Source organism: Actinomyces sp. oral taxon 170 str. F0386 (assembly GCF_000195595.1).
In the GTDB taxonomy this organism is placed as follows: domain Bacteria; phylum Actinomycetota; class Actinomycetes; order Actinomycetales; family Actinomycetaceae; genus Actinomyces.
The window spans coordinates 172,936-199,143 of record NZ_GL882538.1 but is presented as its reverse complement, the minus strand read 5'-3'; the positions used below and the strand labels follow the sequence as shown (position 1 = coordinate 199,143).

General features: G+C 68.5%; 30 protein-coding genes and 1 riboswitch. Of the genes, 24 read left to right on the top strand and 6 right to left on the bottom strand.

The features are described from left to right. Positions 1–109 precede the first annotated feature (109 nt). The 5 genes from HMPREF9056_RS06275 to HMPREF9056_RS06255 all read left to right on the top strand — a co-directional run bounded on the left by HMPREF9056_RS06275 (position 110) and on the right by HMPREF9056_RS06255 (position 5,761). Complete coding sequence (locus tag HMPREF9056_RS06275; RefSeq protein ID WP_253269954.1) at positions 110–958, top strand: DeoR/GlpR family DNA-binding transcription regulator; 849 nt, start codon at positions 110–112, stop codon at positions 956–958. Positions 959–1,030: 72 nt separating this feature from the next. Continuing rightward, positions 1,031–2,305: a galactokinase gene (galK, locus tag HMPREF9056_RS06270; protein WP_009403846.1), complete on the top strand. Its 1,275-nt coding sequence runs from the start codon at positions 1,031–1,033 to the stop codon at positions 2,303–2,305. A gap of 182 nt (positions 2,306–2,487) precedes the next feature. After that, positions 2,488–3,555 (top strand): biotin/lipoyl-binding protein, encoded by a 1,068-nt coding sequence (locus HMPREF9056_RS06265; RefSeq protein WP_009403845.1) that lies wholly within the window; start codon positions 2,488–2,490, stop codon positions 3,553–3,555. Then, positions 3,552–4,340: an ABC transporter ATP-binding protein gene (locus HMPREF9056_RS06260; protein ID WP_009403844.1), complete on the top strand. Its 789-nt coding sequence runs from the start codon at positions 3,552–3,554 to the stop codon at positions 4,338–4,340. The genes HMPREF9056_RS06265 and HMPREF9056_RS06260 overlap by 4 nt, the downstream gene beginning before the upstream one ends. Next, positions 4,337–5,761, top strand: coding sequence for an ABC transporter permease (locus tag HMPREF9056_RS06255; RefSeq protein ID WP_009403843.1), 1,425 nt, complete (start codon positions 4,337–4,339; stop codon positions 5,759–5,761). The genes HMPREF9056_RS06260 and HMPREF9056_RS06255 overlap by 4 nt, the downstream gene beginning before the upstream one ends. A gap of 84 nt (positions 5,762–5,845) precedes the next feature. Here HMPREF9056_RS06255 and HMPREF9056_RS06250 read toward each other — a convergent pair whose 3' ends face one another. Beyond that, positions 5,846–6,679 carry an exodeoxyribonuclease III gene (locus HMPREF9056_RS06250; RefSeq protein ID WP_009403842.1) on the bottom strand — a complete coding sequence of 278 codons (834 nt, stop codon included), beginning with the start codon at positions 6,677–6,679 and terminating at the stop codon, positions 5,846–5,848. Positions 6,680–6,779: 100 nt separating this feature from the next. Here HMPREF9056_RS06250 and HMPREF9056_RS06245 point away from each other — a divergent pair, with 100 nt between their 5' ends. Both HMPREF9056_RS06245 and HMPREF9056_RS06240 read left to right on the top strand, forming a co-directional pair. After that, positions 6,780–7,076, top strand: a complete 297-nt coding sequence (locus HMPREF9056_RS06245) for an acylphosphatase (protein ID WP_009403841.1) — start codon at positions 6,780–6,782, stop codon at positions 7,074–7,076. A 12-nt stretch (positions 7,077–7,088) separates the two neighbouring features. Beyond that, on the top strand, positions 7,089–7,313 hold the full coding sequence (locus HMPREF9056_RS06240; protein ID WP_009403840.1) for a hypothetical protein: 225 nt from the start codon (positions 7,089–7,091) through the stop codon (positions 7,311–7,313). Between the two features lie 128 nt (positions 7,314–7,441). Here HMPREF9056_RS06240 and HMPREF9056_RS06235 read toward each other — a convergent pair whose 3' ends face one another. Continuing rightward, positions 7,442–8,656 carry a choice-of-anchor L domain-containing protein gene (locus tag HMPREF9056_RS06235; protein ID WP_009403839.1) on the bottom strand — a complete coding sequence of 405 codons (1,215 nt, stop codon included), beginning with the start codon at positions 8,654–8,656 and terminating at the stop codon, positions 7,442–7,444. Between the two features lie 333 nt (positions 8,657–8,989). Between HMPREF9056_RS06235 and HMPREF9056_RS06230 the strand changes: the two genes are divergently transcribed. After that, positions 8,990–10,882 carry a glycoside hydrolase family 68 protein gene (locus HMPREF9056_RS06230; protein ID WP_009403836.1) on the top strand — a complete coding sequence of 631 codons (1,893 nt, stop codon included), beginning with the start codon at positions 8,990–8,992 and terminating at the stop codon, positions 10,880–10,882. Between the two features lie 113 nt (positions 10,883–10,995). Here HMPREF9056_RS06230 and HMPREF9056_RS06225 read toward each other — a convergent pair whose 3' ends face one another. The 4 genes from HMPREF9056_RS06225 to HMPREF9056_RS06210 all read right to left on the bottom strand — a co-directional run bounded on the left by HMPREF9056_RS06225 (position 10,996) and on the right by HMPREF9056_RS06210 (position 16,375). After that, positions 10,996–12,699: a glycoside hydrolase family 32 protein gene (locus HMPREF9056_RS06225; RefSeq protein ID WP_009403835.1), complete on the bottom strand. Its 1,704-nt coding sequence runs from the start codon at positions 12,697–12,699 to the stop codon at positions 10,996–10,998. 41 nt (positions 12,700–12,740) lie between these two features. Continuing rightward, the gene (locus tag HMPREF9056_RS06220) at positions 12,741–13,637 is read right to left on the bottom strand and encodes a bifunctional methylenetetrahydrofolate dehydrogenase/methenyltetrahydrofolate cyclohydrolase (RefSeq protein ID WP_009403834.1); all 897 of its coding nucleotides are present in this window, start codon (positions 13,635–13,637) and stop codon (positions 12,741–12,743) included. Next, positions 13,634–14,944 (bottom strand): serine hydroxymethyltransferase, encoded by a 1,311-nt coding sequence (glyA, locus tag HMPREF9056_RS06215; RefSeq protein ID WP_009403833.1) that lies wholly within the window; start codon positions 14,942–14,944, stop codon positions 13,634–13,636. Before glyA ends, HMPREF9056_RS06220 begins: the two co-directional genes overlap by 4 nt. A 64-nt stretch (positions 14,945–15,008) precedes the next feature. Next, positions 15,009–15,094: riboswitch (ZMP/ZTP riboswitch) on the bottom strand. Between the two features lie 63 nt (positions 15,095–15,157). Further along, the gene (locus tag HMPREF9056_RS06210; RefSeq protein WP_009403832.1) at positions 15,158–16,375 is read right to left on the bottom strand and encodes a GTP-binding protein; all 1,218 of its coding nucleotides are present in this window, start codon (positions 16,373–16,375) and stop codon (positions 15,158–15,160) included. Positions 16,376–16,430: 55 nt separating this feature from the next. On the opposite strand from HMPREF9056_RS06210, the gene rpmB reads away from it, so the two are divergent. The 16 genes from rpmB to HMPREF9056_RS06135 all read left to right on the top strand — a co-directional run bounded on the left by rpmB (position 16,431) and on the right by HMPREF9056_RS06135 (position 26,196). Continuing rightward, positions 16,431–16,670 carry a 50S ribosomal protein L28 gene (gene rpmB, locus HMPREF9056_RS06205; protein WP_034514114.1) on the top strand — a complete coding sequence of 80 codons (240 nt, stop codon included), beginning with the start codon at positions 16,431–16,433 and terminating at the stop codon, positions 16,668–16,670. Continuing rightward, entirely contained in the window at positions 16,667–16,843 is a 177-nt protein-coding gene (gene rpmG, locus HMPREF9056_RS06200; protein ID WP_003782014.1) for a 50S ribosomal protein L33, read from the top strand. Before rpmB ends, rpmG begins: the two co-directional genes overlap by 4 nt. After that, the gene (gene rpsN, locus HMPREF9056_RS06195) at positions 16,843–17,148 is read left to right on the top strand and encodes a 30S ribosomal protein S14 (RefSeq protein WP_009403830.1); all 306 of its coding nucleotides are present in this window, start codon (positions 16,843–16,845) and stop codon (positions 17,146–17,148) included. Before rpmG ends, rpsN begins: the two co-directional genes overlap by 1 nt. 140 nt (positions 17,149–17,288) lie before the next feature. Continuing rightward, entirely contained in the window at positions 17,289–17,540 is a 252-nt protein-coding gene (locus HMPREF9056_RS06190; RefSeq protein ID WP_009403829.1) for a type B 50S ribosomal protein L31, read from the top strand. A gap of 80 nt (positions 17,541–17,620) precedes the next feature. Continuing rightward, positions 17,621–17,743, top strand: a complete 123-nt coding sequence (ykgO, locus tag HMPREF9056_RS06185) for a type B 50S ribosomal protein L36 (protein WP_003782012.1) — start codon at positions 17,621–17,623, stop codon at positions 17,741–17,743. 287 nt (positions 17,744–18,030) lie between these two features. Continuing rightward, entirely contained in the window at positions 18,031–18,345 is a 315-nt protein-coding gene (locus tag HMPREF9056_RS06180; RefSeq protein ID WP_003782040.1) for an urease subunit gamma, read from the top strand. Next, positions 18,342–18,653 (top strand): urease subunit beta, encoded by a 312-nt coding sequence (locus tag HMPREF9056_RS06175; RefSeq protein WP_009403828.1) that lies wholly within the window; start codon positions 18,342–18,344, stop codon positions 18,651–18,653. Before HMPREF9056_RS06180 ends, HMPREF9056_RS06175 begins: the two co-directional genes overlap by 4 nt. 17 nt (positions 18,654–18,670) lie before the next feature. Beyond that, on the top strand, positions 18,671–20,383 hold the full coding sequence (ureC, locus tag HMPREF9056_RS06170) for an urease subunit alpha (RefSeq protein WP_009403827.1): 1,713 nt from the start codon (positions 18,671–18,673) through the stop codon (positions 20,381–20,383). A 20-nt stretch (positions 20,384–20,403) separates the two neighbouring features. Next, a complete protein-coding gene (gene ureE, locus HMPREF9056_RS06165) occupies positions 20,404–20,895 on the top strand; it encodes an urease accessory protein UreE (RefSeq protein ID WP_009403825.1) in 492 nt (163 codons plus the stop codon). Continuing rightward, the gene (locus HMPREF9056_RS06160; protein WP_009403823.1) at positions 20,876–21,613 is read left to right on the top strand and encodes an urease accessory protein UreF; all 738 of its coding nucleotides are present in this window, start codon (positions 20,876–20,878) and stop codon (positions 21,611–21,613) included. Before ureE ends, HMPREF9056_RS06160 begins: the two co-directional genes overlap by 20 nt. A 29-nt stretch (positions 21,614–21,642) precedes the next feature. Then, positions 21,643–22,323: an urease accessory protein UreG gene (ureG, locus tag HMPREF9056_RS06155; RefSeq protein ID WP_172635244.1), complete on the top strand. Its 681-nt coding sequence runs from the start codon at positions 21,643–21,645 to the stop codon at positions 22,321–22,323. Further along, positions 22,320–23,135, top strand: a complete 816-nt coding sequence (locus tag HMPREF9056_RS06150; protein ID WP_009403819.1) for an urease accessory protein UreD — start codon at positions 22,320–22,322, stop codon at positions 23,133–23,135. Before ureG ends, HMPREF9056_RS06150 begins: the two co-directional genes overlap by 4 nt. A 60-nt stretch (positions 23,136–23,195) precedes the next feature. Continuing rightward, on the top strand, positions 23,196–24,131 hold the full coding sequence (locus HMPREF9056_RS06145; RefSeq protein WP_034514040.1) for an urea transporter: 936 nt from the start codon (positions 23,196–23,198) through the stop codon (positions 24,129–24,131). A 4-nt stretch (positions 24,132–24,135) separates the two neighbouring features. Then, positions 24,136–25,008, top strand: a complete 873-nt coding sequence (gene purU, locus HMPREF9056_RS06140; RefSeq protein ID WP_009403815.1) for a formyltetrahydrofolate deformylase — start codon at positions 24,136–24,138, stop codon at positions 25,006–25,008. 194 nt (positions 25,009–25,202) lie between these two features. After that, complete coding sequence (locus tag HMPREF9056_RS14985) at positions 25,203–25,367, top strand: TetR family transcriptional regulator (RefSeq protein ID WP_087942207.1); 165 nt, start codon at positions 25,203–25,205, stop codon at positions 25,365–25,367. 232 nt (positions 25,368–25,599) lie between these two features. Continuing rightward, a complete protein-coding gene (locus HMPREF9056_RS06135) occupies positions 25,600–26,196 on the top strand; it encodes a TetR/AcrR family transcriptional regulator (protein ID WP_009403811.1) in 597 nt (198 codons plus the stop codon). The last annotated feature ends 12 nt before the right edge of the window (positions 26,197–26,208 follow it).

Below are 26,208 nucleotides of genomic sequence, written 5' to 3'. Positions count from 1 at the left end.
ACCGACCGAATGGCTGAAAATCGAACTACCGCCTACCTCCTCTGCTCGACTCTGTGCGGGAACGTGCGAACATGGTGTTTTCACCGTTGAGGTCTGGCAGACTGGTCCCATGCAACCCGGCCCCTCAGCCTCCTCCATCGGCTCGTCCCGACCGGCCCCGATGCTCGCCCGCCAGCGCCAGGAGCACATCCTGGAGCGGGTCGCGACCACCGGTGGCATCCGCGTGGCCGATGTCGTCGAGGAGCTGGGGATCTCGGAGATGACCGTGCGCCGCGACATCACCGAGCTCGTTACCCAGGGGCTCGTCGAACGCGTCCACGGCGGTGCGGTGGCGGCCGGCCCCACCACCCTCGAGCCGCGCTTCACCGCCAAGTCCACCCTCAACCTGGACGCCAAGCGTCGCATCGGCCAGGCCGCCGCCGAGATGGTTCGCCCCGGGGACTCCCTGGCGCTGTCGGCCGGGACCACCACGCTGGCGCTCGCCCAGGCCCTGACCGAGCTGGAGCACTTCGCCACCTTGACCGTCATCACGAACTCGCTGCCCGCCGCACAGGTCCTCTTCGACGCCGCCGACGCCGCCCGCGCCGAGAACCGCGACGCCCCCACGGTGGTCGTCACCGGGGGCGAGCGCACGCCGTCGAACGCCCTGGTGGGACTGGTGGCCGTCGACGCGCTGCGCACGATGCGCGTGGAGTGGGTCTTCCTGGGCGCCCACGGCTTCACCCCCGAGGCGGGGCTCATGACCCCCAACCTGCTGGAGGCCTCCGCCAACCAGGCACTCGTCGCCGCCGGGCGCACGGTGGTGGCCACGCTGGACTCCTCCAAGTGGGGAGTCCTGGGGCTGAGGTCCTTCTGCGCCACCCGGGACATCGGGGTCCTCGTCACCGAGGCCGAGCCCGACGCCGACACCGTCGACGCCCTCCAGCAGGCCGGAACCCGATTGACCGTCGCAGCCTGACCCCGGCAGCTCCTCGTCCTCAACAGCACTCCACCCACTCACCCAACGCACAACTCACTACAGGAGACCACGATGACCAACGATGCTCCCGTCTTCGCCCCCGCCCTGAGCCCGCAGGAGGGCGCTGAGGCCGCGACCACCCTGTTCCGCGAGGTCTTCGAGGCCGAGCCCGACGGCGTCTGGTACGCCCCCGGACGTGTCAACATCATCGGCGAGCACACCGACTACAACGGCGGCCTGGCCCTGCCCATCGCCCTGCCCCACAGGGCTCACCTGGCACTGCGGCGTCGCAACGACCGCATCGTGCGGCTGGTCTCCCCCCAGACGCGGGAGAAGGTCGACGTCATGGACCTGGACACGATCGGTCCGAAGGGGACCCCCGGGGAGGTGGAGCACTGGGCGGCCTACATCGCCGGCGTCGCCTGGTCCCTGGAGCGCGACGGATTCAAGAACCTGCCCGGCTTCGACGCCGCCCTCGTCTCCTGCGTGCCCCTGGGCGGCGGACTGTCCTCCTCCGCCGCCCTGGAGTGCTCGGCGGCCGTCGCCATCGACGAGGTCGCGGGCCTGGGGCTGGCCGGAACCCCCGAGGAGCCCAACGACGCGGGCCGCGCCCGCCTGGTGACCAACTGCGTGCGCACGGAGAACGAGATGGCCGGAGCCCCCACCGGCGGTATGGACCAGTCGGCCTCCCTGCGCTGCCGCGAGGGCCACGCCCTGGAACTGGACTGCCGCGACGGATCGGTGGCCCACGTACCCTTCGACCTGACCGCCGAGGGGCTGGCCCTGCTGGTCATCGACACCAAGGCCAAGCACTCCCTGGACGACGGCCAGTACGGCGCCAGGCGAGCCGCCTGCGAGCGCGCCGCCCGGATCCTCGGGGTGGAGCTCCTCGCGGACGTCGCGATCGGGGACCTGCCCGGCGCCCTGGAGCGGCTCTCCTGCGCCGACGACGATGCCATCGAGCTGGTCAAGCGCACCCGGCACGTGGTCACTGAGATCGACCGCACCCGCCAGCTCGTGGCGCTCCTGCAGGACGGGCGCCCCCTGCGCGGCGAGAAGCTCGCCGAGACGGGCAGGCTCATGGACGCCTCGCACGAGTCGCTGCGCGTGGACTACGAGTGCACCTGCCCCGAGCTGGACGTGGCTGTGGAGGCGGCCCGCACCGCTGGCGCTCACGGGGCTCGTATGACCGGCGGTGGCTTCGGCGGCTCGGCGATCGCCCTGGTGGACGCAGATGCTGTCCATGAGGTGGCCACCGCCGTGGCAGGGGCCTACGAGCGTGAGGGCTTCAACCCGCCGGCCTTCCTCGACGCGGTTCCCGCCGCTCCGGCGGGCCGACTCGTCTGAGCCGCACGACACCGCCGACTCCCACACGTACCTGACGGTACTCAGTCCTCTCCAACCTCGGTTGGAGAGGACTTTCAGCATTCATCCTCCAGAATGAGGTCAGACAAGCGTCCTTACCATAGTCTTTGACCGTATTAATGCGGAACGCGGGCTCCCCACCCGGTTCCGCTTCCGTTGTCATCATGGAGGACGCCGTGAAGCGCTTTGTCTGGCCCGCCCTCAAGACCTTCCTCGCGGTGGTTGTCGCCGTCGCCCTGGTGAAGATCGCCTTCTTCCCCTCGCAGAACGAGGGCGCGACCGCCGATATTTCCCCCGGCTACGCCGCCGACGTCAAGACCGCCACCGTGACCACCGGCAGCATCTCCAACACGGTCGAGGTCAAGGGGCGCATCGTCCAGGACGCCGCCGTCGACGTCCAGGCCGACCTGGCCGGCGTGGTGGACTCGGTCGCCGTGGAGAAGGACACGCAGGTCAATGCCGGCGAGCCTCTGCTCTACATCAAGCACTCCGAGCCTCAGAACCCGGTGACCAGAACGGATGAGGAGGGCAACGTCACCCAGACACCGGTGGCGGACAAGGTCACCTGGTCCACGATCTACGCCCCCGTCAGCGGCACCGTGACCCCCAAGGTCATCAAGCAGCAGGAGACCGGCGTCGGCGTCGTCGTCGCCACCATCGCTCCCTCGACCTACTCGGCCACCGGCACCGTCAGCGCCTCCCAGCAGTACCGACTCACCAACGCCCCCACCGCCGCAACCGTGACGCTGGAGGGCGGCCCGGCCCCCTTCCAGTGCAACAGCCTCAAGATCGGGACCAAGTCCACCACCTCCACCACCACCGGCGGGGACGGCTCGACGACCACCACCTCCGGTGACGGAACCAGCGTGGAGATGCGCTGCTCAGTGCCCGCGGACCAGAAGGTCTTCGCCGGCATGCCCGCCACCATCAGCGTCGACGCGGGCAGTGCCTCCGACACCCTGCTGGTGCCGGTCACCGCCGTGGAGGGCAAGGTCGGCTCTGGCTTCGTCTGGCTGGTTCCCGACTCCGGGGACACGTCCAAGGCCGTCAAGACCGCGGTCACCCTGGGGATCACCGACGGCACGAACATCCAGGTCACCGCCGGCCTCAAGGCGGACCAGAAGGTCCTGCAGTTCGTGCCCAACAAGGACACGCGCCGCACCGGGACGCCGGACACCTGCGAGCAGGACAACTCCGCCTGCTACGACTCCGACGGCAAGGAGATCCTGTGAGCGAGCTGCTGGAGCTGCGGGGGATCACCCGCACCTTCGCCGTGCCCGACTCCGCACCGTTGAAGATCCTCACCGGCGTCGACCTGAGCGTCTCCCCCGGCGAGCACGTGGCCATCGTGGGGCGCTCGGGAACCGGCAAGTCCACACTGCTCAACATCCTGGGACTCATCGACCAGCCGACGTCGGGCTCCTACACGCTGGGCGGCACCGACACCTCCCGGCTCGGCGAGAGCCGTCGCGCCCACCTTCGGGGACGGACCTTCGGCTTCGTCTTCCAGTCCTTCAACCTCATCTCGGGACTGAGCACCACCGAGAACGTCGCCGCCCCGCTCCTGTACGACAACGGCAGGGCCTTCTGGACCCGCAGCACGCGCGCGGCCGAGCTGCTCGAGGCCGTGGGCCTGGGAGACCGCGTGGACTCGCCCATCTCACGCCTCTCAGGTGGTGAGCAGCAGAGAGTCGCCATCGCCCGAGCCCTGTCCCGGCGCCCCAGCGTCATTCTCGCCGATGAGCCCACCGGCGCCCTCGACGTCGACACCGGCAACTCGGTCATGGCGCTCCTGGAGCGCCAGTGCGCCGAGAACAGAGCCGCTCTCATCATCATCACCCACGACCTGGCCGTGGCCGGACGCGCCCACACGCAGTACCGCCTCGACCACGGCGTCCTCACTCCGATCTCGGTCAAGCGCCAGCAGGTCGGCAGCCTGGAGGAGTTCAGCGAGGTCGTCGCCCCACCGGACTCCCCCCACCCCACCGCTCCCACCAGCCGCGAAGGAGCCTCATGAACGGCATTCTCACCGGATTCTTCGGCGCCCTCGTCGAGGCCTGGGCCCAGCTGCGCATCGGCAAGCTGCGGGTCCTGCTGTCCCTGGTGGGCGTGGCGGCCGCGGTGGCCGCCATGACCTTCGTCATCGCCCTGGGGCAGGTCTCCGTCACCGCGATCAACAAGGTCGGTGAGAAGTACAACGGTCGGCAGGGCACGGTGACGATCAGCGTCAACCCCACCGGCAAGGGCCTGAGTCAGGTGGTCCAGGCCGACGACGCCCCCGAGGCGAGCGCGGACGCGAGCACCGGCAGCAGCACCGGTGGCGCCGGGGGCGGTCAGGGCAGCGGCAGCTCAGCGGGCTCCGGGGGCTCGGGCGGTGGTGCGGGCAGCTCGGACACGAGCACCACCAGCGCCGCCACCTCCGCGAGGATCTCAGGGGCGATGACCAGCTTCGTCGAGCGCTACGACATCAAGTCCTGGGCGACGACCTATACCTCCAACGTGCGCTTCTCCTTCCCCGACGGCTCACGGTCCGTCTCCACCCAGACCGTGAGCCTGGGCTACGGGCTGCTGCACCACAAGACCGTGGCCCAGGGGCGCTGGTTCACCGCGCAGGACGAGGATGACCTCTCCCCGAGCCTGGTCGTCACCCAGGGGTTCCTCGACGCGATGGGGATCCAGCAGTTCAGCGGGCCGATCACCGTCACCTCCTTCTCCCCCGTACAGACCTCCTTCACGATCGTCGGGGTGCTGGAGGCGGAGGACCTCTCCCTCATCGGTTGCAGCGGGGACCCTGAGCGGGACGCGGGCCTGCCGTGCACGCAGCCCGTCACCGCCTTCGCCCTCAACACCCCCTACGAGAGCTGGCTGCCCAAGGATGCTGATCGTCCCGCTCCTACCCTGGAGGTCTGGGCCGGAAAGAGCGGTGCCAAGGAGATGGCGGGTCTGGCCAGGAAGGACCTGGATGCCCGCTTCGGCCAAGGCTCGACCCAGGCCTCCGACAACCTCTCCGGCGGCAGCCTGAGCTCCAGCGCGGGCACCTTCACCAAGGTGGTCACGGCCGCGGGCGTGTTCGTCATGCTTCTGGGCGCCCTGAGCCTGGTCAACATCGCCCTGGTGACGGTGCGCCAGCGCATTCACGAGATCGGGGTGCGGCGCTCCTTCGGAGCTACGAGCCGGCGCATCTTCTTCTCCATCATGATGGAGTCGGTGGTGGCCACGGTGGTGGCCGGAATCGTCGGCATCGGGCTCGCGATCATCGGGATACGCACCCTGCCGTGGGCCGCCTACCTGGGCATCCCGGTCACCACTACGCCGCCCTTCCCCATGGTGGCCGCCGCCATCGGTCTCGTTGCGGCCACCGCCGTCGGCGCCCTGGCGGGGATCATCCCGGCGATTGTGGCCACCCGTATCCGGCCGATCGACGCCATCCGCTACTGATCCGCTGATCGCGGGGGCGGGCGCTCACAACGCGCCCGCCCCCGTTCATCGGTGCTCAGAGACAGTCAGTCGCACTCAACCGAATCAGCTGTACTCGATGACGAGCGGGGCGTGGTCTGACCAGCGCGAGGCATAGTCGGGCGCCCGATCCACGGCCACGCTGCGGGCCCGCTCGGCCAGGGCGGGGGTGATGACCTGGTAGTCGATCCGCCAGCCGGCATTGTTGTCGAAGGCCTTGCCGCGCTGGGACCACCACGTGTAGGGCCCCTGCTCCTCATCCCCCACGAGGCGGCGCGACGCGTCCACCCAGCCGGAGGAGAACCAGCCCTCCAGGTGGGCGATCTCCTCGTCCATGACTCCGGCGATCTTGTTGTGGTTGGGCTTCCAGCTCTTGATATCGCGCTCGGAGCGCACCACGTTGAGGTCCCCAGCCATGAGGACCTGGGGGCCACTGTTGCGGGCAGCGGCCAGAAGATCGGCCATGCGGGCGTCGACGAGCTCGAGGTGGGCGTACTTCTGGTCCATCTTCTCGGTGCCGAGCTGGCCGGAGTGGAGGTAGGCGGAGATGATGGTGAGCCGCTCGAGGCCGTCGAGACCGGTGAGGGTCAGGTCCGCCTCGAGCCAGCGCCCGGAGTCGACGTCGGGTTCCTCAGTCCCGGGAGCGGCCACGCCGTAGCGCAGCTCGCCGAGGCCGGCGGGACCACCCTCGCGCACGGCGACGCCCACGCCGGCGCGCCCCTTGATGCGGCACGGCCAGATGGCTGACTCGTAGCCGGGCAGGAGGTCGGCCGCGATCCGCTCATCGGCGCGGACCTCCTGAAGCAGGAGGATGTCAGGGGCGGAGGCGGTGAGCCACTCCCCCATGCCTTTGCGGGCGGCGGCTCGGATGCCGTTGACGTTGACGGTGGCGATACGCATGGCGGCAAGACTACGCGGTCGGGTACAAGCCATCCCTGAACCGTTCCTGCACCGGGCCTCATCGGTTCCTGCTACGCGCCGAGCCTGAGACGATAGGGGCATGAGCGAGAACGGCACGAGGGTGAGAAGCGTGCACGTCCTGGTCCACGGCACCGTCCAGGGGGTGGGCTTCCGCTACCACTGCGCCTACACCGCCCAGGACCTGGGCGTCGTGGGCCAGGTCCGCAACCTGCCTGACGGCGACGTCGAGGTCATGGCCCAAGGTGAGCCGGGCGCTGTGGCCCGACTGATATCGTGGCTGAGACATGGACCACGGTGGGCGTCAGTGCGCAAGGTCACCGTCACCGACCTGCGCGCCGGCTGCCTGGAGAACCGCCGGTTCGAGATCACTGGATGAGAGGAGCATGTCATGAGTGTCGATAACGATTCCGAGTCGCGCAGCAGGCGACGAGTCGCCTTCTGGATGACGATCGTCGTCCTTGCCGCTTTCCTTCCTGTCCTGGCCCAGACATCATTTCCAGCACGCTTCACCACCGTCCTGTGGCTGACCTCCATGCCGCTGTGCGTTTTGGGCTGCGCAATGCTGGCCAGGGAGGCGGCGGCGCGCCGAGCCTCTAGGCAGGACCGGGACTGACATCATCCCGACGCCACCCGTCTTGCAGCATCACCGTCTACGGGGCAAGGCCTGAGGCATAAGTCGGGGGCGGGTGAAGAAGACCTTCACCCGCCCCCGACCTGATGCCTCACGGCAGTCCCATGACCTCAGTCCGCCTCGGAACCGGTCAGGCGACGCCGGCGCAGCATGAGCGCCATACCACCGCCGGCCAGGAGCAGCAGGGCGACGATCGCCACGGCCAGCGCCTGGGTACCGGTCAGGGGCAGGCCGGCCACGGCGCTCTTGGTCCCCGAGGTGGGCGTGGCGGCGCCGTAGTCGGCGACGCCCGGCTTGCCCTGGCCGACAGGAGCGTTCGAGCCGTTACTGTCCGCCCCGTTCGAGCCGTTGGACTCGTTCGAACCGTTGTCGGCGCCGGGGATGTCGCAAGTGCCGGCCTTGGCGGTGCAGGGTTCGGCGATCTGCTTGTCGGTGAAGCCCAGGCCCTGGGTGCGCAGGAGCACGGTCGAGTCGAGCTGGCCGTCCTGGGCGTCGGCGATGGCCACGCGCACGTGCACGGTCTGGCCCGGGGTCACGGCGGCCTGGCAGGGCAGGGCGGAGGTGTAGCCGTTGAACTCCACCGGGATCTTCCCCGGCGTGTGACCCGAGACGTTGGCCGTGTAGTAGTCGGCGTTCGAGGACTCGTTGACGGTGGACGCGCTGACGGCTGTCTGGGAGCCGGGTACGTAGGCGCACTCGGTGCCGTTGACCTGGATGCTCAACGGGTCCTTGTAACCGCGTGACTGCCAGGAGGCCGGGGTGCCCTCGGTGGCGCCGGCGTACTCCTCGGATCCGAGGCTGTAGTAGAGGACCACGTTGGAGCTGGTGGCGGTGACGTCGAACTCGAGGACGGCCTCGTCGTAGACATCGGTCCCGGACACCTGCGCCAGACTCGCCGGGTCCTCGACGACGCCGAAGTCGCCGGTGGTGTCGAGGGCGTCATTGGGACCCAGGACCGCGGAGCGGGTGAAGTCGACGTCGGAGTCAGCGGCGGGGTCGGGGTCGATGAGGGAGCCGGTGGACAGGGCGACCCCCTCGGTGATGGCGTTGCCGTCGCCCGGCAGCCCCTTGACGGTGCCGATCTGGACGTCCTTGCCGGAGACGGACGCATTGGTCACGGTCGCGTTCGGGCCTGCGACCATCTGGGCGAGGGACTGGGGGCTCACCGTGGAGGCGTCACGCAGGGACGTGGTGGACTGCCCCGCCGTGTTCGACGTCGGGGCGGCCACCGCCGAGGAGGCCGCGCCGAGGGCCAGCGCAGCCAGGAGAGCGGTTGTTGGTGCGGTTAACCGTCGCAGACGGATGGGAAAGGTACTCACAGGCATCTCCGAAGTAACGCAGACGGTGCCCGACGACGGGCGACCGCCTGAACCGACAGGCGTGGGAGACCAGACAGCTCACGGAGAACGACCTCAAGACTAACCGGCCGAAAACATAGCATGTTGTGGGGTATATCACTGAAAATGCCAAAATCCTCAACAAACCCTGAAAACTCGGGGCGTGCGCCTTTGGTAGGAGGTGTCCGGCATTGGAAGGAGGACCCAAAGACCTGTTCTCCAATCTTCAGGTTCCCCTAAGGTATGGGGCTGGGAGATCAAGAACATCGGCTCACGGCGCACTGACACCCTCATCCCTCATGAGTAAGGACAGTACGGACAATGACCGTGACACACACTTCGTTCCGCGCCCGTCGCAGACGACTGGCCGCGGCACTGGCGCTCGGGCTCCTGCTTGCCGGGACCGGAACCACTGCGCTCGCTGACGAGACCCCGTCCCCCGGCCCCAGCACCTCCGCCGAGGCCTCCCCCGAGGCGGGAGCCGACCAGAAGGCCGCACAGGCCCCCGCCGACCAGCCAGCCCAGGCCGGCCAGGCGGACCAGAAGGCCGGGCAGGCCGACCAGCAGGCCGCTCCGGGCGCCGCTGCGCAGGACGCGAACGGCTTCAAGGCCGACAACCCGGGCTGGGCCAACGCCACCAAGCACACTGGTGCGGCCCACGGGGTCGAGGAGAACTACACGGCCAAGTGGACTCGCGCCGACGCCATGCAGATCCAGCGGGTCTCCAACCCCAATGCGCCGTCGGGCACCAACTCGATGCCCGAGCAGTACACGATGCCGGAGATCTCCAACGGTTTCCCGGCCACGAGTGATGACGTGTGGGTCTGGGACACCTGGACCCTGACCGATGACGCCGCCCACCAGATCTCCTACAACGGCTGGGAGATCGCCTTCTCCCTGGTGGCCGACCGGCACGCCGGCTACACCTTCGACGACCGCCACACCCACGCGCGGCTGGGCTTCTTCTACCGCAAGGCCGGTACGCAGACCTCCTCGGCCGACGGCGCGAACAGCTCCAACGGCGGCTGGACCTACGGCGGGCACGTCTTCCCCGACGGCGCCTCCGGCTCGATCTTCGAGGACCAGAGCTTCACGGCCCAGACCGAGTGGTCCGGTTCGGCTCGCCTCATGGAGGGCAACAAGATCCGCATGTTCTACACCTCGGTGGCCTTCTACAACACCACCACCGGCGGCAGCGGGGACAACGGCTACGGCCAGAACGGCAACAACGGCGCCTCCAAGCCCTACGACCCGCGGATCGTGCAGTCCGAGGGACGCATCCACGCCGACGAGAACGGCGTGTGGCTCACCGGCTTCCGAACCCAGCACCAGCTGCTCGTCCCGGACGGCAAGTACTACCAGACCCGCGAGCAGAACCCGGGCGTGAACTTCCGCGACCCCTTCACCTTCCGCGACCAGAACAACCCCTCCGACCCCACCGACTACATGGTCTTCGAGGGCAACTCGGCCTTCGTGCGTGAGCAGCAGTACGTCGACGCCGCCGCCAAGGCCGGTCAGAACACCGCTCTGGCCACCTGCACCGAGGAGGACCTCGGCTACGAGAAGGGCGATCCCAAGGCGGAGACGGTCGACGCGGTCAACCAGCGCGGTGGCTACTACCAGCTGGCGAACGTGGGACTGGCCCGGGCCAAGAACAAGGCGATGACCGAGTGGGAGTACCTGCCTCCGCTGCTGAGCGGCAACTGCGTCAACGACCAGACCGAACGGCCGCAGATCTACTTCCAGGACGGCAAGTACTACCTGTTCACGATCTCGCACCGGGAGACCTACGCCGACGGGCTCCAGGGTCCCGAGGGCGTCTACGGGTTCGTGGGCGATGGGCTGCGATCGGACTACAAGCCGCTCAACCAGAACACCGGTATCGCGCTGGCCAACCCGATCAACCTCAACTTCAACCCGGGTAAGCCCTACACGCCGGACTTCAACCAGAGTCCGTACACCTTCCAGTCCTACTCGCACTACGTGATGCCGGGCGGTCTGGTGACGTCCTTCATCGACTCCATCGGTGGCAACCACGACGGCAACCCGGTGCGTGGAGGCTCGCTGGCCCCGACGACGAAGATCACCATCTCCGGGGACACCACCTCGGTGGACCGCACCTACGGCACCAACGGCCTGGGAGGATTCGGGGACGTCCCCTCCGACCGGGCCCGGAACAACGGCGGTGACACCCGCCCGCAGCGTCTGAAGTAGGCGGGGCGAGCAGGACGCCACTGCACCACAGCACGCAGAGATGAGGCGGGGTCCGCGGAACAGGTGTTCCGGCGGACCCCGCCTCATCGTCGTCGGGCTCTCCTGGCGCGCACCTACAGGGCGGCCGTCAACGGTGTGAGGCTGCCTGAGGTGATGGTGGCCGTACCCGTGGCGCCCAGGACGATCTCCTGGCAGCCGGGGTCGGTGAAGACCAGGAGGCTGCCGACGGTGGCACCGTCGTCGACGAAGACCTCGAGGCTGGAGCGGTCGAGGTAGAGGTGCAGGCGCACCGTCGAGCCGGTGGGACGATGGGGCACCTCGCGGCGCAGGGCGAAGTCGGTCCTGGTGCCCTCGTCCTTGCCGTCGACCTGCGTGAGACCTCCGTTGGTGCGGTCCAGGTAGAGAGTGCCGGCCGAGACGTTGACGCCGACGCGCACCTCCTGGGTCCTACCGTCGACCTCGCCGCGGGCCAGGCCCAGCCAGGCCTCCGAGGCCTGGGAGAGGTCCAGGGTCAGGTCGATCTCGACCGTGCGGCCCGTGCCCAGGTCCGTCACCGTGTCGGTGGCCTTGAGACCGGCGAGGTCGGTGGCCTTGCCGCGCAGAGCGTCGAGCTCGGGGACGGGCTTCTGAATGAGGGTGCGCTTGCCGTCGACGGTGGTCAGGGACAGCTCACGCGGGATGCTCATCTCGCCGCGCCAGTCGCCAGTGGGAAGCGAGTAGGGGTAGTTCCAGTTGCCCAGCCAGGCCATCCACACGCGGCGGCCCTCGACGTGCTCGAAGCTCTGGGCGGCGTAGAAGTCCTGGCCGGCGTCGGTGAAACGGGTCTGGCGGTCCTCGGGGAAGAAGACGGAGCCGTCGAAGTCCCCGATGAAGTACTGGGCGGTGGAGCCGGCCGTCTCCTCGTTGGCACCCACCGAGAGGGTCATGACCCAGCGAGTGCGGCCGTCGCTGGAGTCGGTCAGGGGGAAGAGATCGGGGCACTCCCATACGGCGGCGTGGGAGCCGATGTCCTGGCCGAAGTCGCTGGCGTGGGTCCAGGCCTTGAGATCGGTGGAGCGGAACAGAGAGACATGGTCCCCGGCGGAGACGATCATGACCCAGGCCTTGGAGTCCTCGTGCCAGAAGACCTTGGGGTCGCGGAAGTCCTTGCGCCCGTCGTTGGGGATGACGGGGTTGCCGGAGAAGCGCTGCCAGGAGCGGCCCCGGTCGCTGGAGTAGGCCAGGGACTGGGCCTCACCACCCTCGGTGGAGGTGTAGACGGCCACCATGCCGCCGCCCTTGACCAGGCCGGAGGTGTCAGCGCCGTCGACGACGCAGCTGCCGGACATGGCCAGGCCCTGCACGTCATGCTCCAGGGCCACCTCCTGGCGCTTCCAGTGCACCATGTCGGAGCTGATCGCGTGGCCCCAGGTGCCGTCCTGCTGGTGGAAGAGGTGGTACTCGTCCTCGTAGAGGACCAGGCCGTTGGGGTCGGCAAGGTTCCCCGTGGCAGGGCTGTAGTGGTAGGCGGGGCGGTAGGCGGCCGAGGCCGGTGAGTCGGTCGTGTCCGTGGCCGTAGGGACCGACGAGCTCCTGCGCCCCGTGGAGCAGCGCACCAGGACAGCTCCGCCCACGATAAGGGCGCCGGCACCGGCAGCCCCCAGGAGCAGGGTCCGACGCCGCAGGCCGACCCTCCGAGGCTCCGGCGGACACGCCTCCGGCTGAGTCGGCTCGGACTCCGGGGAAGTCGCAGTTGGCTCCTGGGAATCGGCCGTCTCAGCCGGCTGGATGGGCTGGTGGGGATGGGAGGGGTGGGCGCCGTGGGACTCGTCCGTCATGCCCTAAGGTTAAACGGCCGGTCAGGTGACCGGTGATGTCCCTACAGCGAGCGCTCCGCGGTCTCGACCACGTTGGCCAGCAGCAGGGCGCGGGTCATGGGCCCCACACCGCCGGGGTTGGGCGAGAGCCAGGCGGCCACCTCATCGACGCCGTCGGCGACGTCACCGGCGATACGGCCCTTGCCGGTGGCCGGGTCGACGACGCGCGAGACGCCCACGTCCAGCACGACGGCGCCAGGAGCCACCATCTCCGGGGTGATGATGCCGGAGCTGCCGGCCGCCGAGATGACGACGTCGGCCCGGCGCACGTGGTCGGCCAGGTCGGTGGTTCCGGTGTGACAGATGTCGACGGTGGCGTTGACGTCCTTGCGCCCCAGGAGCAGGCCGATGGAGCGGCCCACCGTGACGCCGCGGCCGACGACGCACACGTTGCGGCCAGCCAGGTCGATGCCGTGGCGCTCCATGAGCTCGATGCAGCCGCGCGGAGTGCAGGGCAGGGGCGAGTCGATGGGCCCCGAGGCCCGCAGCACCAGGCGCCCCAGGTTGGTGGGATGCAGGCCGTCGGCATCCTTGGCCGGGTCAACGCGCTCCAGGATGGCGTTGGTGTCCACGCCAACCGGCAGCGGGAGCTGGACGATGTAGCCGGTGCAGGCCGGGTCCGCGTTGAGGCGGTCGACAGCGGCCTCCACCTCGGCCTGGGTGGCGGAGGCTGGCAGGTCCTCGCGGATGGAGAGGATGCCGACCTCGGCGCAGTCGGCGTGCTTGCCGGCGACGTACTTGACGCTGCCGGGGTCCTCCCCCACCAGGACCGTGCCCAGGCCGGGGGTGACGCCGCGCTCGCGCAGCGCCGCGACGCGTTCCTTGAGCTCCGCCTTGAGAGCGGAGGCCGTGGCCTTGCCGTCCAGGACCCGGGCGGCCCCGTTCCAGGGGGCCCTCACTGGGCCAGCCCCGGGTAGAGGGGGAAGGCGTCGGTCAGGGCGCGTACGCGGCCGCGCAGAGCCGCTAGGGTCTCGTCATCGGCAGTGCCGGCGGCGCCATGAACGAGGGTGGCGGCGATGATGTCGGCGACCTCGGTGAACTCGGCGTCGCCGAAGCCGCGGGTGGCCAGGGCGGGGGTACCAATACGCAGCCCGGAGGTCACGCGCGGGGGACGCGGGTCGAAGGGGACGGCGTTGCGGTTGACCGTGATGCCGGCGGTGTGCAGGAGATCCTCGGCCTGCTGGCCGTCCAGGGAGGAGTCGCGCAGGTCCACCAGCACCAGGTGGACGTCGGTGCCGCCGGTGACGAGGCTGACACCGGCGGCCTTGACGTCGTCGGCCCCCAGGCGCTCGGCGATGATGGCGGCACCGCGCACGGTGCGCTCCTGGCGCTCGCGGAACTCCTCGGTGCCGGCGATCTTCATGGCCACGGCCTTGGCGGCGATGACGTGCATGAGGGGACCGCCCTGCTGGCCGGGGAAGACGGCGGAGTTGAGCTTCTTGCCCCACTGCTCGGCACGGCTGGACAGGAGCATGCCGGAGCGAGGACCGCCCAGGGTCTTGTGGACGGTGGTGGACACGACGTCGGCGTGCGGGACGGGGTTGGGGTGCAGACCGGCGGCGACGAGCCCGGCGAAGTGGGCCATGTCCACCCACAGGGCGGCGCCGACCTCGTCGGCGATGGCGCGGAAGGCCGCGAAGTCGAGGTGGCGGGGGTAGGCGGACCAGCCGGCGATGATGACCGATGGGCGCTCACGTAGGGCGGCCTCGCGCACCTGGTCCATCTCGATGCGCATGGTGGTCTCGTCCACGCCGTAGGCGGTGGCGTTGTAGTTCTTGCCGGAGAAGTTGATCTTCATGCCGTGAGTGAGGTGGCCGCCGTGGGCCAGGGACAGGCCCAGGAGGGTGTCGCCGGGAGTGGCCAGCGCGTGGAGGACGGCGGCGTTGGCCTGGGCTCCGGAGTGGGGCTGGACGTTGGCCCACTCGGCGTCGAAAACGGCCTTGGCGCGCTCGATGGCCAGGGACTCGGCGACGTCGACGACCTCGCAGCCGCCGTAGTAGCGGCGGCCGGGATACCCTTCCGCGTACTTGTTGGTCAGAACCGAGCCCTGGCACTCCAGGACGGCCCTGGGAACGAAGTTCTCCGAGGCGATCATCTCCAGGGTCTCGCGCTGGCGGGCGAGCTCGCCGGTGAGGACCTCGGCAATGTCCGGGTCGAGCTCGGCCAGCGGCTGGTTCAGGGACGGGGTGACGGCTTGCGCGGTCATGTCTCTCCTCAGGTGTGGGGCGCACGCCACGACGAAGCAGGCGGCGTGCGCGCACTGGTGGGCGATCCGTGGCCCAGGCGGGCGACCCCGGAGTCGTGTTCGTGCCGCTCCCCGGTGGTGATCCACCCGGCGCCAGTCGCGACGAGGACACCCTACCGCGCCGGGACGGAACCGTGCCGCCTCGAGGCAGGTCTCTTACCTTGAGGCGGGCGTTCAGTCCTCCTGGACCTCCTGCCCGAACCAGTCGCCCAGGCCGTCGTCGGCGCCGATCCAGGCCAGGGCCTGAGACATCTCCTCGGGGCGCAGGAGGATCCGGGCGAAGGCGCGACGCACCTGCTCGCGCATGTCCGTATCACCGATACCGGTGACCACGAGGTGGCAGCGGGGCTCGCCGGCGGCGTCCTCGCCGACACCAGACGCAGCGGATGGAACCTCGCCCCAGGTTCCGGCGTCACCGACGCTCACGGCGCCTCCGGCTACCTCCCAGGTACAGACCCGACCAGGGCGGCTGGGCAGCCAGAAGCAGCCGCGAGCACACAGCCCCTGACCGGCGAGCTCAACGACCAGGGCGCGCAGACGCCCGGGGTGGAAGGGCAGGGTGGCGCTGAGGTCCAGGGTCCACACGCCGTGGTCGTCGGGACCGCCCCAGGCGCTGGTGGTAGCGGGATGGATACGGCTCAGGGAGGAGGAGGCGTCGTGGGTGAGGGCGGTCAGGGTCTCCAGGAGGGGTGCGTCGAGCCCCGGGAGCAGGAGGGCGTCATGGGGGCGCAGGTGCTCGATGAGGTCGGCCCCGGCGGGGTCCTCGTCGCGACCGAGGGCCAGGACGACGTCGGCGTATCCGAGGTTGGCCAGGTGGACGGCGCCCGTGCAGCGGCAGTCGCCGGGGAAGGCGGCCAGCAAGCGGTGCTCGAGGAGCTCGTCCACGGCGGTGGTGGCGTCCAGGACGTGGGCGGCTCCGGCCAGCCTCACACCGGTTCCGGCGAGGTCCTCGGCCAGGCGGGGCAGGAGATGGGCGAGCTCGATGGCCGCCGGCAGGAGGATGACGGTGGTGCCACCCGGATCCTGGGCTGCGCGGTCCTCGGCGACGGCGACCAGGACCTCACGCAGGGAGCAGGTGGGGCAGGCGAAGGGCATGGGGACATCGAGGCGCACCGGGTCGTCATCGAAGCCGTCGGCCGAGCTGTGGCTGACGAGCCGGACCAGGTCGTCATCACCCGCATCACCGGCTTCACTGCTCTCGGCCTCGTCGTCGGCGCCGAAGTGGAGGCCAGCGCGGATGACGACGGCGTCCTGGCCGGCCAGGGAGAGGTCGACCAGATCCAGCAGCGCGGGGTCGACAGCGCCGACGACGGCCAGGGCGTGCCGGCTGCCGGCCGGGGGGCCGGGGATGTCGGCGGAGTTGTCGAAGAGGTCAGCGGAGTAGTCCGTCACGATGTCCTCCAGCAGAGTTGACGAAACTGAGAATCATTCTTATATCATGCTCGTCATGACCACCTACTGCCAAGTCACGGGAACCCGGCCGGTCTTCGGCCGGTCCGTCTCCCACTCGCACAAGCGCACGCCCCGGCGTTGGAACCCCAACCTGCAGCGCAAGCGCTACTGGGTGCCGTCGCTGGGGCGCACCGTGCGCCTGACGGTGTCCGCCAAGGGCATCCGCACGATCGACAAGCTGGGCATCGACGTCGTCGTGGCTCAGATGCTCGCTCGGGGGGAGAAGCTGTCATGAGCGGAGCCAAGGGAGGAAAGGACCTGCGGCCGATCATCAAGATGGTCTCCACCGCGGGCACGGGCCACACCTACGTGACCCGCAAGAACCGCCGCAACACCCCCGACCGGCTGGTGCTGCGCAAGTTCGACCCGGTGGTGCGCCGGCACGTGGAGTACAAGGAGTCGCGCTGATGGCCAAGAAGTCCAAGATCACCGCCGAGCTGCGCCGCCAGCAGGTGGTGGGGCGTTATGCCGAGCGCCGCGCCGAGCTCAAGCGGGCCTCGGTCAACCCTCACCTGAGCCAGGAGAAGCGCGATGAGGCGATGACGGCGTTGCACGCACTGCCGCGCGACGCCTCCCCCACTCGCCTGCGTCGGCGCGACGCGGTGGACGGCCGCCCGCGCGGGCACCTGCGCGTCACCGGGACCTCCCGGGTGCGTTTCCGCGAGATGGCGCTGCGCGGCGAGCTGCCGGGCATCGTCAAGTCCTCCTGGTAGACGGACGCGAGCGGGGCACGGCCTGTGAGCCTGTGCCCGCCGGGGCTCGCGGCGCCCCGTAGTCATCGCCCCCGCAGCACCGCTGCCGGCACTCGTTCACCACGTCAGTTCTCACATTCACCCCCATCCAAGGAGCTCGTATGCGCCCTGGGATCCACCCCAGCTATCAGCCCATCGTCTTTCGCGACAAGTCCGCCGACTTCGCCTTCCTGACCCGTTCGACCCTGACGTCGTCGGAGACCATCGAGTGGGAGGACGGCAACACCTATCCGGTCTACGACGTCGAGGTCTCCAGCGCCTCGCACCCGTTCTGGACCGGCCAGGGCAAGATCCTGGACACGGCCGGCCGGGTGGAGAAGTTCGAGCGCCGCTACGGCAAGCGCAAACGCTAGTCGGGCAGGCGGGGCGTCATCGCCCCTCCCCTTCGATCTCTCACCGTCATTGCTGTACACGAAGAAGGAAAGGAACCGACATGAAGGTTCGTGCCTCGATCCGGTCCCTGGCCAAGCAGCCGGGGTCCAAGGTGGTCCGACGCCGCGGTCACACCTACGTCATCAACAAGAAGAACCCCCGCCTCAAGGCCCGTCAGGGCTGACGGTCAGTACCACCCATGCAGGGCCGGGATGCGCATCAGCACGCATCCCGGCCCTTCTTTTCCTCAGTATCGACCCCCGTCGCCGAAGATTGATGGCACGTCAACCAGAATCATTCTCATCCCGCAATGACGCGGAAAACTGATAAGGGCAGGAGCACCCTGAACCTTGCCGCTCAACAGCCGGAAATATTTCCGCAACATACAAGGCATTGCCTAATAAGCGTCCGTCGTGCGCGGACAAGCTCGCGCCTATGCGCCCGCTCCGAACCGTCTCTGGGAGAGCCCTGATGCACCTCACCCCTCGTGAGCAGGAGAAGCTACTCATCGTCGTCGCCGCGGACCTGGCACGAAGACGCAAGGACAGGGGAATCCGGCTCAATCACCCTGAGGCAGTCGCCTACATCACCGCTGAGATCCTCGAAGGAGCCCGCGAAGGGCGCACGGTCACGGATCTCATGGCCTACGGCACCACCCTGCTGACCTATGACGACGTCATGGAGGGAGTCCCCGAGATGATCCGCGCGGTCCAGGTGGAGGCAACCTTCCCCGACGGAACCAAGCTTGTCTCCGTTCACGACCCGATTCGCAGGAGGCTGCCATGATCCCGGGAGAGTACCGACTCATGAGCGGCACCATCACCATCAACGAGGGGCGCCCCACCCTCAGTCTGGACGTCCTCAACACCGGGGACCGTCCCATTCAGGTCGGTTCGCACTTCCACTTCGCCGAGGTCAACTCCGCGCTGTCCTTCGATCGGCGGGCCGCTCGTGGTTTCCGCCTCGACATTCCGGCCGGAACCGCGGTTCGGTTCGAGCCGGGCGACTCCAGACCAGTCCACCTGGTGGCGCTGGCGGGAGCGCGAAGGGTCTTCGGACTGGCAGGCGAGACGAACGGCCCCGTCCAGGGCTGAGAGCACAGGAGCACATCATGAGCAAGGAACTCAGCCGTCGGGAGCATGCCGCCCTGTACGGCCCCACCACCGGGGACACCGTCCGTCTGGCCGACACCGACCTCTTCGCCCAGATCGAGCGGGACCTGACCCACCATGGTGACGAGGCCGTCTTCGGAGGTGGCAAGGTCATCCGCGACGGTATGGGCCACAACGGACAGCGCACGCGGGACGAGGGCATCCCCGACACTGTCATCACCAACGCGATCATCATCGACCACACCGGCATCTACAAGGCCGACGTCGCCATCCGGGACGGTGTCATCAGCGCTATCGGCGCTGCGGGCAACCCGGACATCATGGACGACGTCGACATCGTCATCGGCGCCTCCACGGAGGTGATCGCCGGCGAGCACCGCATCCTGACGGCCGGAGGCATCGACTCCCACATTCACTTCATCTCCCCCGCTCAGGTCGCCACTGCCCTGGCCTCGGGTGTGACCACCATGATCGGAGGAGGGACGGGACCCGCCGACGGCACCAACGCCACCACGATCACTCCCGGGGCGTGGAACCTGGCTCGCATGCTCCAGGCCGTCGAGGACTTCCCCATGAACATCGGCCTGCTGGGAAAGGGCCACGCCTCGGCCCGAGAGCCTCTGGCCGAGCAGCTGCGCGCCGGCGCGGTCGGCTTCAAGATCCATGAGGACTGGGGAGCCACGCACGCCGTCATCGACGAGGCGCTCAAGGTGGCCGACGAGTTCGACGTGCAGGTGGCCATCCACACCGACACGCTCAACGAGTGCGGCTTCGTTGAGGACACCCGCCGCGCGATCGGCGGACGGGTCATCCACACCTTCCACACCGAGGGCGCCGGCGGCGGCCACGCCCCGGACATCATCACCCTGGCGCAGGACCCCAACATCCTGCCGTCCTCGACCAACCCGACGCTGCCCTTCACGCGCAACACCGCTGAGGAGCACCTCGACATGCTCATGGTGTGCCACCACCTCAACCCCGCCATCCCGGAGGACGTCGCCTTCGCCGACTCGCGCATCCGTCCGGAGACGATCGCGGCCGAGGATGTGCTGCACGACCTGGGCGTGTTCTCGATGACGTCGTCGGACTCCCAGGCCATGGGGCGCGTCGGCGAGGTCGTCATCCGCACCTGGCAAGTGGCCGACCAGATGAAGAAGGCGCGCGGCAGGCTCGCCGGGGACCCGGAGGGCGGCGACAACCTGCGCATCAGGCGCTACGTGTCGAAGTACACGATCAACCCGGCCCGCACCAACGGGATCGCCGAGGTCGTGGGCAGCGTGGAGGTGGGCAAGTGGGCCGACCTGGTGCTGTGGGACCCCGCCTTCTTCGGGGTCAAGCCGTCTTTGATCCTCAAGGGGGGCCAGATCGCCTCCGCGGTCATGGGTGACGCCAACGCCTCGATCCCCACTCCCGAGCCCACGCTCATACGCACCATGTTCGGCGGCCACGGGGCGGCACCGGCGTCGAACTCGATCACCTTCATGTCCCAGGCGGCCATCGATGCGGGAGTGCCCCAGAGCCTGGGACTGAGCAAGAAGGTCTGCCCGGCCCGTGGAGTCAGGCGGCTGACGAAGGCGGACATGGCCTTCAACGACGCCACTCCGGCACTCACTGTCGATCCCGAGACCTATGAGGTCACGGCCGACGGCGAGAAGGTCACCTGCGAGCCCGCTCAGGTCCTGGCCATGGCCCAGCGCTACTTCCTCTTCTGATCCCTCATCCTGGAGCCTTCATGATCATCGAGTCCATCTCAGGCAATATCCATGACCTGTCCCCCGAGGACCTTGAGGACGTGCACGTTGAGAGCGTGGTCCTCCCTCTGGCCGATCTCACTAAACGCATTCAGCGAGTGCGCTCGGACCACGGCACCGAGCTCGGCATCCGGCTCGCAACGGGAGCACCGGACCTGCGAGAGGGAGACATTCTGCTTCGCGACGAGCGGGGAATCGTCGTCGTGCGCCTGGAGCCCACCGACGTCCTGGTCATCGCGCCCGCCACGGTGCGCGAGATGGGGGTCGTCGCCCACAACCTGGGCAACCGGCACCTGCCGGCCCAGTTCTTCGGCCCGGATGAGCCCTTCCCGGGACTTGAGGGGCATGACGGCGTCATGGTCATCCAGTACGACCACACCGCCGAGCACTACCTGGAGCACCTGGGGGTGCGACATGAGCGGATGGAGCGATCCATGCCCGTCCCCTTCCGTTATGCCGAGCATACTCACTGACCCTCGTGCCCCGGAGTGGGGCGAGCCTGCGCGCTGGCAGCTGCCGCTGGCCCAGCTGTGTGACTCCGCACTGCCCACGGGTGCCTTCTCGCACTCCTTCGGGCTGGAGACCTACATCTGCGACGGCGTCGTCAACGACGAAGCCTCCTTCGTGACCTGGCTGCGCGCGCTCGTATCCACCCAGCTGACCTTCTCCGAGGGACTGGGGCTGCGGCTGGCCTTCGAGGCGGTGGCGGTGGACGACTGGGAGGCGATCGCGCATCTCGATGAGCTCCTCGTGGCGCAGGCGGTGCCGCTCCAGGTGCGCCGGGCCGGGATCACGATGGGGCGGCGACTGCTCGCCGTCGCCCGCCTGGCACTGAGCGACGGCGACGGGCTGCTGAGCCGTTACGCGGCGCTCGTGGACGCGGAGGTGTGCTGCGCCCACCCCGCCATCGTGCTGGCGATCGCCGGCTACGTGCTCACGGCACCGCCGGCGGCGGCCGCGGCGGCGTACCTCCAGTCCAGCGTCATCTCGCTGACGCAGAACGCCGTACGAGCCATCCCCCTCGGGCAGGACGCCGGTCAGCGCGCCATCGCCTCGGTGCGCGACGACGTCTGCGCCGCGCTCAGGAGGATCGGGACTCTTGACGAGATGGACCTGGGGTCGGCCGCGCCCGGGATCGAGATCAGCCAGATGCGGCACGAGCGCCAGCGCGCCCGCATGTTCATGTCCTAAAGAGCTAAAGAACCACTGAGGAGAACCTCATGACATCAGCAACCAGCCTGGTCCTCCCTGATACACCCGGAGAGCAGGCCGCCGGCCCGCAGCATCCCGGTCCGGTCCGTATCGGGGTGGGTGGCCCGGTGGGGGCGGGCAAGACCCAGCTCATCGAGCGCATCACCCGGGCCATGAGCCGGGAGATCTCCATGGCCGCCGTCACCAACGACATCTACACGATCGAGGACGCCAAGATCCTCGCCGCTCAGGGAATCCTGCCGGTGGACCGCATCATCGGGCTGGAGACCGGGGGCTGCCCACACACCGCCATCCGTGAGGACACCTCCATGAACGAGGCGGCGATCGCCGAGCTGGTGGAGCGCCACCCCGACCTGGAGGTGGTGTTCGTGGAGTCGGGAGGCGACAACCTCTCGGCCACCTTCTCCCCCGAGCTCGTCGACTTCTCCATCTACGTCATCGACGTGGCCCAGGGCGAGAAGATCCCCCGCAAGGCCGGTCAGGGAATGATCAAGTCCGACCTGTTCGTCATCAACAAGACGGACCTGGCCCCTCACGTCGGCGCCGATCTGGCGGTCATGGAGGCCGACTCCAAGGTGTTCCGGGGAGACAAGCCCTTCTGCTTCACCAATCTCAAAACCGACGAGGGCCTGGAGCAGGTCATCGAGTGGATCCGCCACGACGTGCTCATGACGGACCTGGAGTCGTGAGCACTACTGGCAAGCTGCACCTGCGGATCGCCCGAGGCGGGGACCGGAGTATCGCCGTCGACCAGTACCACCGGGGAGCGCTGAGGGTGTTCCGCCAACTGTACCTCGATGAGACCGGGCAGGTGACCTACTACGTGGTCAATCCCGGAGGCGGGTACCTGGACGGCGACTCCTACCTCACCGAGGTCGAGGTCCTTCAGGGGGCCTCCGCAGTGCTGACGACCCAGGCGGCCACGAAGATCTACCGCACCCCCACCTGCCCGGTCCACCAGGACACCCGAGCGGTCCTGGGGCCTGGGGCCGTGCTCGAGCTGGTGCCGGACCAGGTCATCGCCTACCGGGAGTCCTCCTACCGGCAGACCACCCTTGTTGAGATGGACCCGACGGCGACCTTCATGTCCCTGGAGGTCCTCACCCCAGGTTGGGCACCGGACGGCGCGGTCTTCGGGTACGACTCCGTGCGGATGCGCACCGATATCCGTGTTGGCGGCAGGTGCGCCGTCGTCGACAACCTGCGCTTGGTCCCCGGTGAGTCTGGGATGACAAGTCTGGGAGCCCTGGAGGGGTACAGCCACCTGGCCTCCTTCACGGCGCTCGACGCCCGGGTCAGCGCCGCGCTCGTCGCCGAGGTCGGCGAGCTCCTCGAGGTCGACGGCGTGCGCGGCGCAGTGACGCGGGTGCCGGGCCCCGGACTCATCGCCCGGGCGCTGGCCGACGACACGACCCGTCTCACCGCTCTCATGCTCGACATCAGTGAGCTCCTGCGCCGTCGGTGGTTCGGCGCATCGAGACTCCACCTGCGCAAGTACTAGCAACGGCCCGCTCGCCTCGGCAGCGGGCGCCTCCCGAACTTCTATCGATCGGAGTCCCTCGTGCCTGAGTCATCTGTTCATCAGTCCCACCACCCGGCTCCCGGACCGGGCACCGCGGCCGTCCCATCGATCGTCTCATCCGGCGTGAACGCGCTCGGGCGCGGGGTGGGACAGATCTTCCTCCAGCCCCATGCTCTCACCGGACTGCTCATCGTGGCCGGCATCGCCGTCTACTCACCGCTCATGGCCCTCCAAGTGGTCCTCGGGACGACGGTGTCGACGGTGGCGGGCCGGCTGCTGGATCTGCGAGTCGCCGACGGGCTCCAGGGCTACAACGGGGCGCTGGTGGGAGCGGCGGCCTGGGCCGCTATGGGCGTCTTCTGGCCGGCGACGCTGGTCACCGTGGTCGGGGCGGCGGCGTGCCCCGCGGTCCACCGTGCTCTGGAGCGCGCCCTCGCGCCGGCTGGGCTCCCAGCGCTCACGGCTCCCTTCTGCATCGTCTCCGGCCTGCTGACCGCTCTGCTCAGGGCGATCGACGCGCCGATGGTGCCGGATCCGGCGCCGGTCAGTGGGTCGACGGCGTGGCTGGTCCCGGAGGCGGTGCTGACGGGAGAGTCCCAGGTGGTGCTCGTCGACTCCTGGGTCGGCGGTGCGCTGATCCTGGCCGGGCTGTTCATCGCCGGTTGGAGAGTAGGAACGGCAGCGCTGCTGGGCAGCGTCGTCGGAACGGCAGCAACGCTGGCACTCATTCCCGCCGGCCAGGCGGCGCACGGTCTGGGCGGGTACTCGCCGTGCCTGACGGCGATCGCGATCGGCGTCGTCCTCCTGCCTCCCGGGAGGCGGGCCTGGGTGCTGGCGGTGGTGGGATCGGTGCTGACCGTCATCGTGGACCGGGTTTTCACGGCGATCCCGGTGCCGACCTACACCTGGCCGTTCATCGTGACCACCTGGCTGGTGCTCGCCGTCGTCAAGTGGCGCGAGCGCCGACTAGGCTGAGGCCATGGCTCATTCCACGGTGCAATCCGACTCCGCGGCCCACCTGGTCCTGTCCCTGTCCTGCCCCGACCGTCCGGGCATCGTCCATGCGGTCACCGGCACGCTGGCGCGCCGCGGTGGGAACATCACCGAGTCCAAGCAGTTCGGGGACTCCTCCACCGGCCTGTTCTTCATGCGGGTCCAGGTGCTCACCACCGTGCCGCGCGTGGAGCTGGAGAAGGACCTGGCCGAGCTGGCCGGCGAGTACGAGATGGAGTGGAGCCTTGATGAGGTGGGGCGGGCCATGCGCACCCTCATCATGGTCTCCAAGGAGGGGCACTGCCTGACCGATCTGCTCTTCCGGGCCCGCAGCCAGGGGCTGCCGGTCGACGTCGTCGGCGTAGTGGGCAACCATGAGACGCTGCGGGACGTCGCCGAGTTCTACGGGGTGCCCTTCCACCACATCGCGGTCACCAAGGACACCAAGGAGGCCGCCGAGGCCGAGCTGCTGGGGCTGGTGGACTCCCTCGACGTCGAGCTGGTGGTACTGGCCCGCTACATGCAGATCCTCTCCCCCACCCTGTGCGAGCGGCTGCACGGGGGTGTCATCAACATCCACCACTCGTTCCTGCCGTCCTTCAAGGGGGCGCGTCCTTACGCCCAGGCGCACGAGCGCGGGGTCAAGCTCATTGGGGCGACGGCACACTACGTGACGGCGGACCTCGATGAGGGCCCGATCATCGAGCAGGACGTGACGCGGGCCGGCCACGAGGACCCGGTGGCCACGCTGCAGGCCAAGGGGCAGGACGTCGAACGCCGGGTTCTGGCGCAGGCGGTGCGCTGGCACACCGAGCACCGGGTACTGCTCAACGGGCACCGCACCGTCGTCTTCGCCTGAGCACGGCACGGGCCCACCACCAACCCGCGGTCTTCCCACCACTGGCCCACCACGACGACGGCCGGTCACCTCACTACAGGACGTAGGACCATCACGCACCCAGGTCTAACCAGACGCACCGACACTCACTCGCGTAGGAAAGGAGAACTGCGGTGCGGCAAACCGAGGAAGAGGCCTGAGCAACCCGCACACACATCCTGCTCGCAGCACTGGACTCATTTGCCCGAGAAGGTTTACAAGAGGCGAGATACAAGCAGAGCGGCTCCGCAGCGGGAGTGACTCGAGACTCGGTCCACCACCACTTCAAGAGCAGAACCAACTTGCTGCAAGAAGCTCTCGAACTCGGATGGCGGATCTAGAGCGAGAGGCTTCTCAACCGCCTTGATCAGACCGGCACCCCGACACACCAGGTCCGTAGCTTCATCGTGGGCTACATCACCCTGCTGCACGAGGGCAAGCGTTTAAGGCACTCGCCGCGAGCATAGTCGTCGAGGCACGACATATGAGTCAACAGCGACCCACGGCCGAAGCATCCTCATGAACGGCTGGGGGCTGTTGACCCCAAACTAAGATACGTGCTAACTTGTATGTATGAGACGAACCGCTGAAGACGCGGCAAAAACCCGCGTCGCGCTGCTGAAAGCAGCACTGAAGTCCTTCGAGGAGAAGGGGTGGCGGGGGGCAACATTCGATTACGTCGCAGAACGCGCAGGCGTCACACGCGGCGCACTGAACCACCATTTCCGCGACAAGCAGGCCCTACTGACCGAGGCGCTTGAATGGGGCTGGCGCGATTATGGACAGCGTTTGTTTGCTCAGGACAATGACGCGGCAGACACATCGGCCCACGATGCACTGAAGGCACTGCTGACTGAGTTCACTCGACTCCTCACTGGCGACGCGCGATTCCGAGCCCTGGCATCAACGACAGTCCTCGTTGCCCCACAAGCCCTTGAGTATTCCGAACATAACAGCGCCCTCGACGAATGGCACGACCGCATCGAAGGCCTCATATCCAAGCCCGAGAGAGACAGTGCCTCCCCCACATCGGGAGAGATCGCCAGCCTCGTGCTTGTGCTTCTTCAAGGGTTCACCGTGACTGCAGTGAACCGACCGCAAGACATTCCGCAACCCGACGAACTCGACGCCGCTATCGCGGCACTGGTGAGGGGGTTGCTCGACACCTAAGGACTCACTTCA

Excerpts from the sequence above, each read along its gene's own strand:
- rpmG (WP_003782014.1), top strand. The coding sequence starts at position 16,667 with ATGAGCGGAGCCAAGGGAGGAAAGGACCTGCGGCCGATCATCAAGATG.
- HMPREF9056_RS06245 (WP_009403841.1), top strand. The coding sequence starts at position 6,780 with ATGAGCGAGAACGGCACGAGGGTGAGAAGCGTGCACGTCCTGGTCCAC.
- HMPREF9056_RS06175 (WP_009403828.1), top strand. The coding sequence starts at position 18,342 with ATGATCCCGGGAGAGTACCGACTCATGAGCGGCACCATCACCATCAAC.
- HMPREF9056_RS06160 (WP_009403823.1), top strand. The coding sequence starts at position 20,876 with ATGCCGAGCATACTCACTGACCCTCGTGCCCCGGAGTGGGGCGAGCCT.
- HMPREF9056_RS06240 (WP_009403840.1), top strand. The coding sequence starts at position 7,089 with ATGAGTGTCGATAACGATTCCGAGTCGCGCAGCAGGCGACGAGTCGCC.
- galK (WP_009403846.1), top strand. The coding sequence starts at position 1,031 with ATGACCAACGATGCTCCCGTCTTCGCCCCCGCCCTGAGCCCGCAGGAG.
- HMPREF9056_RS06235 (WP_009403839.1), bottom strand. The coding sequence starts at position 8,656 with ATGCCTGTGAGTACCTTTCCCATCCGTCTGCGACGGTTAACCGCACCA.
- rpsN (WP_009403830.1), top strand. The coding sequence starts at position 16,843 with ATGGCCAAGAAGTCCAAGATCACCGCCGAGCTGCGCCGCCAGCAGGTG.
- HMPREF9056_RS06275 (WP_253269954.1), top strand. The coding sequence starts at position 110 with ATGCAACCCGGCCCCTCAGCCTCCTCCATCGGCTCGTCCCGACCGGCC.
- HMPREF9056_RS06255 (WP_009403843.1), top strand. The coding sequence starts at position 4,337 with ATGAACGGCATTCTCACCGGATTCTTCGGCGCCCTCGTCGAGGCCTGG.
- HMPREF9056_RS06265 (WP_009403845.1), top strand. The coding sequence starts at position 2,488 with ATGGAGGACGCCGTGAAGCGCTTTGTCTGGCCCGCCCTCAAGACCTTC.
- ureE (WP_009403825.1), top strand. The coding sequence starts at position 20,404 with ATGATCATCGAGTCCATCTCAGGCAATATCCATGACCTGTCCCCCGAG.
- ureG (WP_172635244.1), top strand. The coding sequence starts at position 21,643 with ATGACATCAGCAACCAGCCTGGTCCTCCCTGATACACCCGGAGAGCAG.
- ykgO (WP_003782012.1), top strand. The coding sequence starts at position 17,621 with ATGAAGGTTCGTGCCTCGATCCGGTCCCTGGCCAAGCAGCCGGGGTCC.
- HMPREF9056_RS06180 (WP_003782040.1), top strand. The coding sequence starts at position 18,031 with ATGCACCTCACCCCTCGTGAGCAGGAGAAGCTACTCATCGTCGTCGCC.
- HMPREF9056_RS06190 (WP_009403829.1), top strand. The coding sequence starts at position 17,289 with ATGCGCCCTGGGATCCACCCCAGCTATCAGCCCATCGTCTTTCGCGAC.
- HMPREF9056_RS06225 (WP_009403835.1), bottom strand. The coding sequence starts at position 12,699 with ATGACGGACGAGTCCCACGGCGCCCACCCCTCCCATCCCCACCAGCCC.
- HMPREF9056_RS06230 (WP_009403836.1), top strand. The coding sequence starts at position 8,990 with ATGACCGTGACACACACTTCGTTCCGCGCCCGTCGCAGACGACTGGCC.
- HMPREF9056_RS06135 (WP_009403811.1), top strand. The coding sequence starts at position 25,600 with ATGAGACGAACCGCTGAAGACGCGGCAAAAACCCGCGTCGCGCTGCTG.
- rpmB (WP_034514114.1), top strand. The coding sequence starts at position 16,431 with ATGACCACCTACTGCCAAGTCACGGGAACCCGGCCGGTCTTCGGCCGG.
- ureC (WP_009403827.1), top strand. The coding sequence starts at position 18,671 with ATGAGCAAGGAACTCAGCCGTCGGGAGCATGCCGCCCTGTACGGCCCC.
- purU (WP_009403815.1), top strand. The coding sequence starts at position 24,136 with ATGGCTCATTCCACGGTGCAATCCGACTCCGCGGCCCACCTGGTCCTG.
- glyA (WP_009403833.1), bottom strand. The coding sequence starts at position 14,944 with ATGACCGCGCAAGCCGTCACCCCGTCCCTGAACCAGCCGCTGGCCGAG.
- HMPREF9056_RS06250 (WP_009403842.1), bottom strand. The coding sequence starts at position 6,679 with ATGCGTATCGCCACCGTCAACGTCAACGGCATCCGAGCCGCCGCCCGC.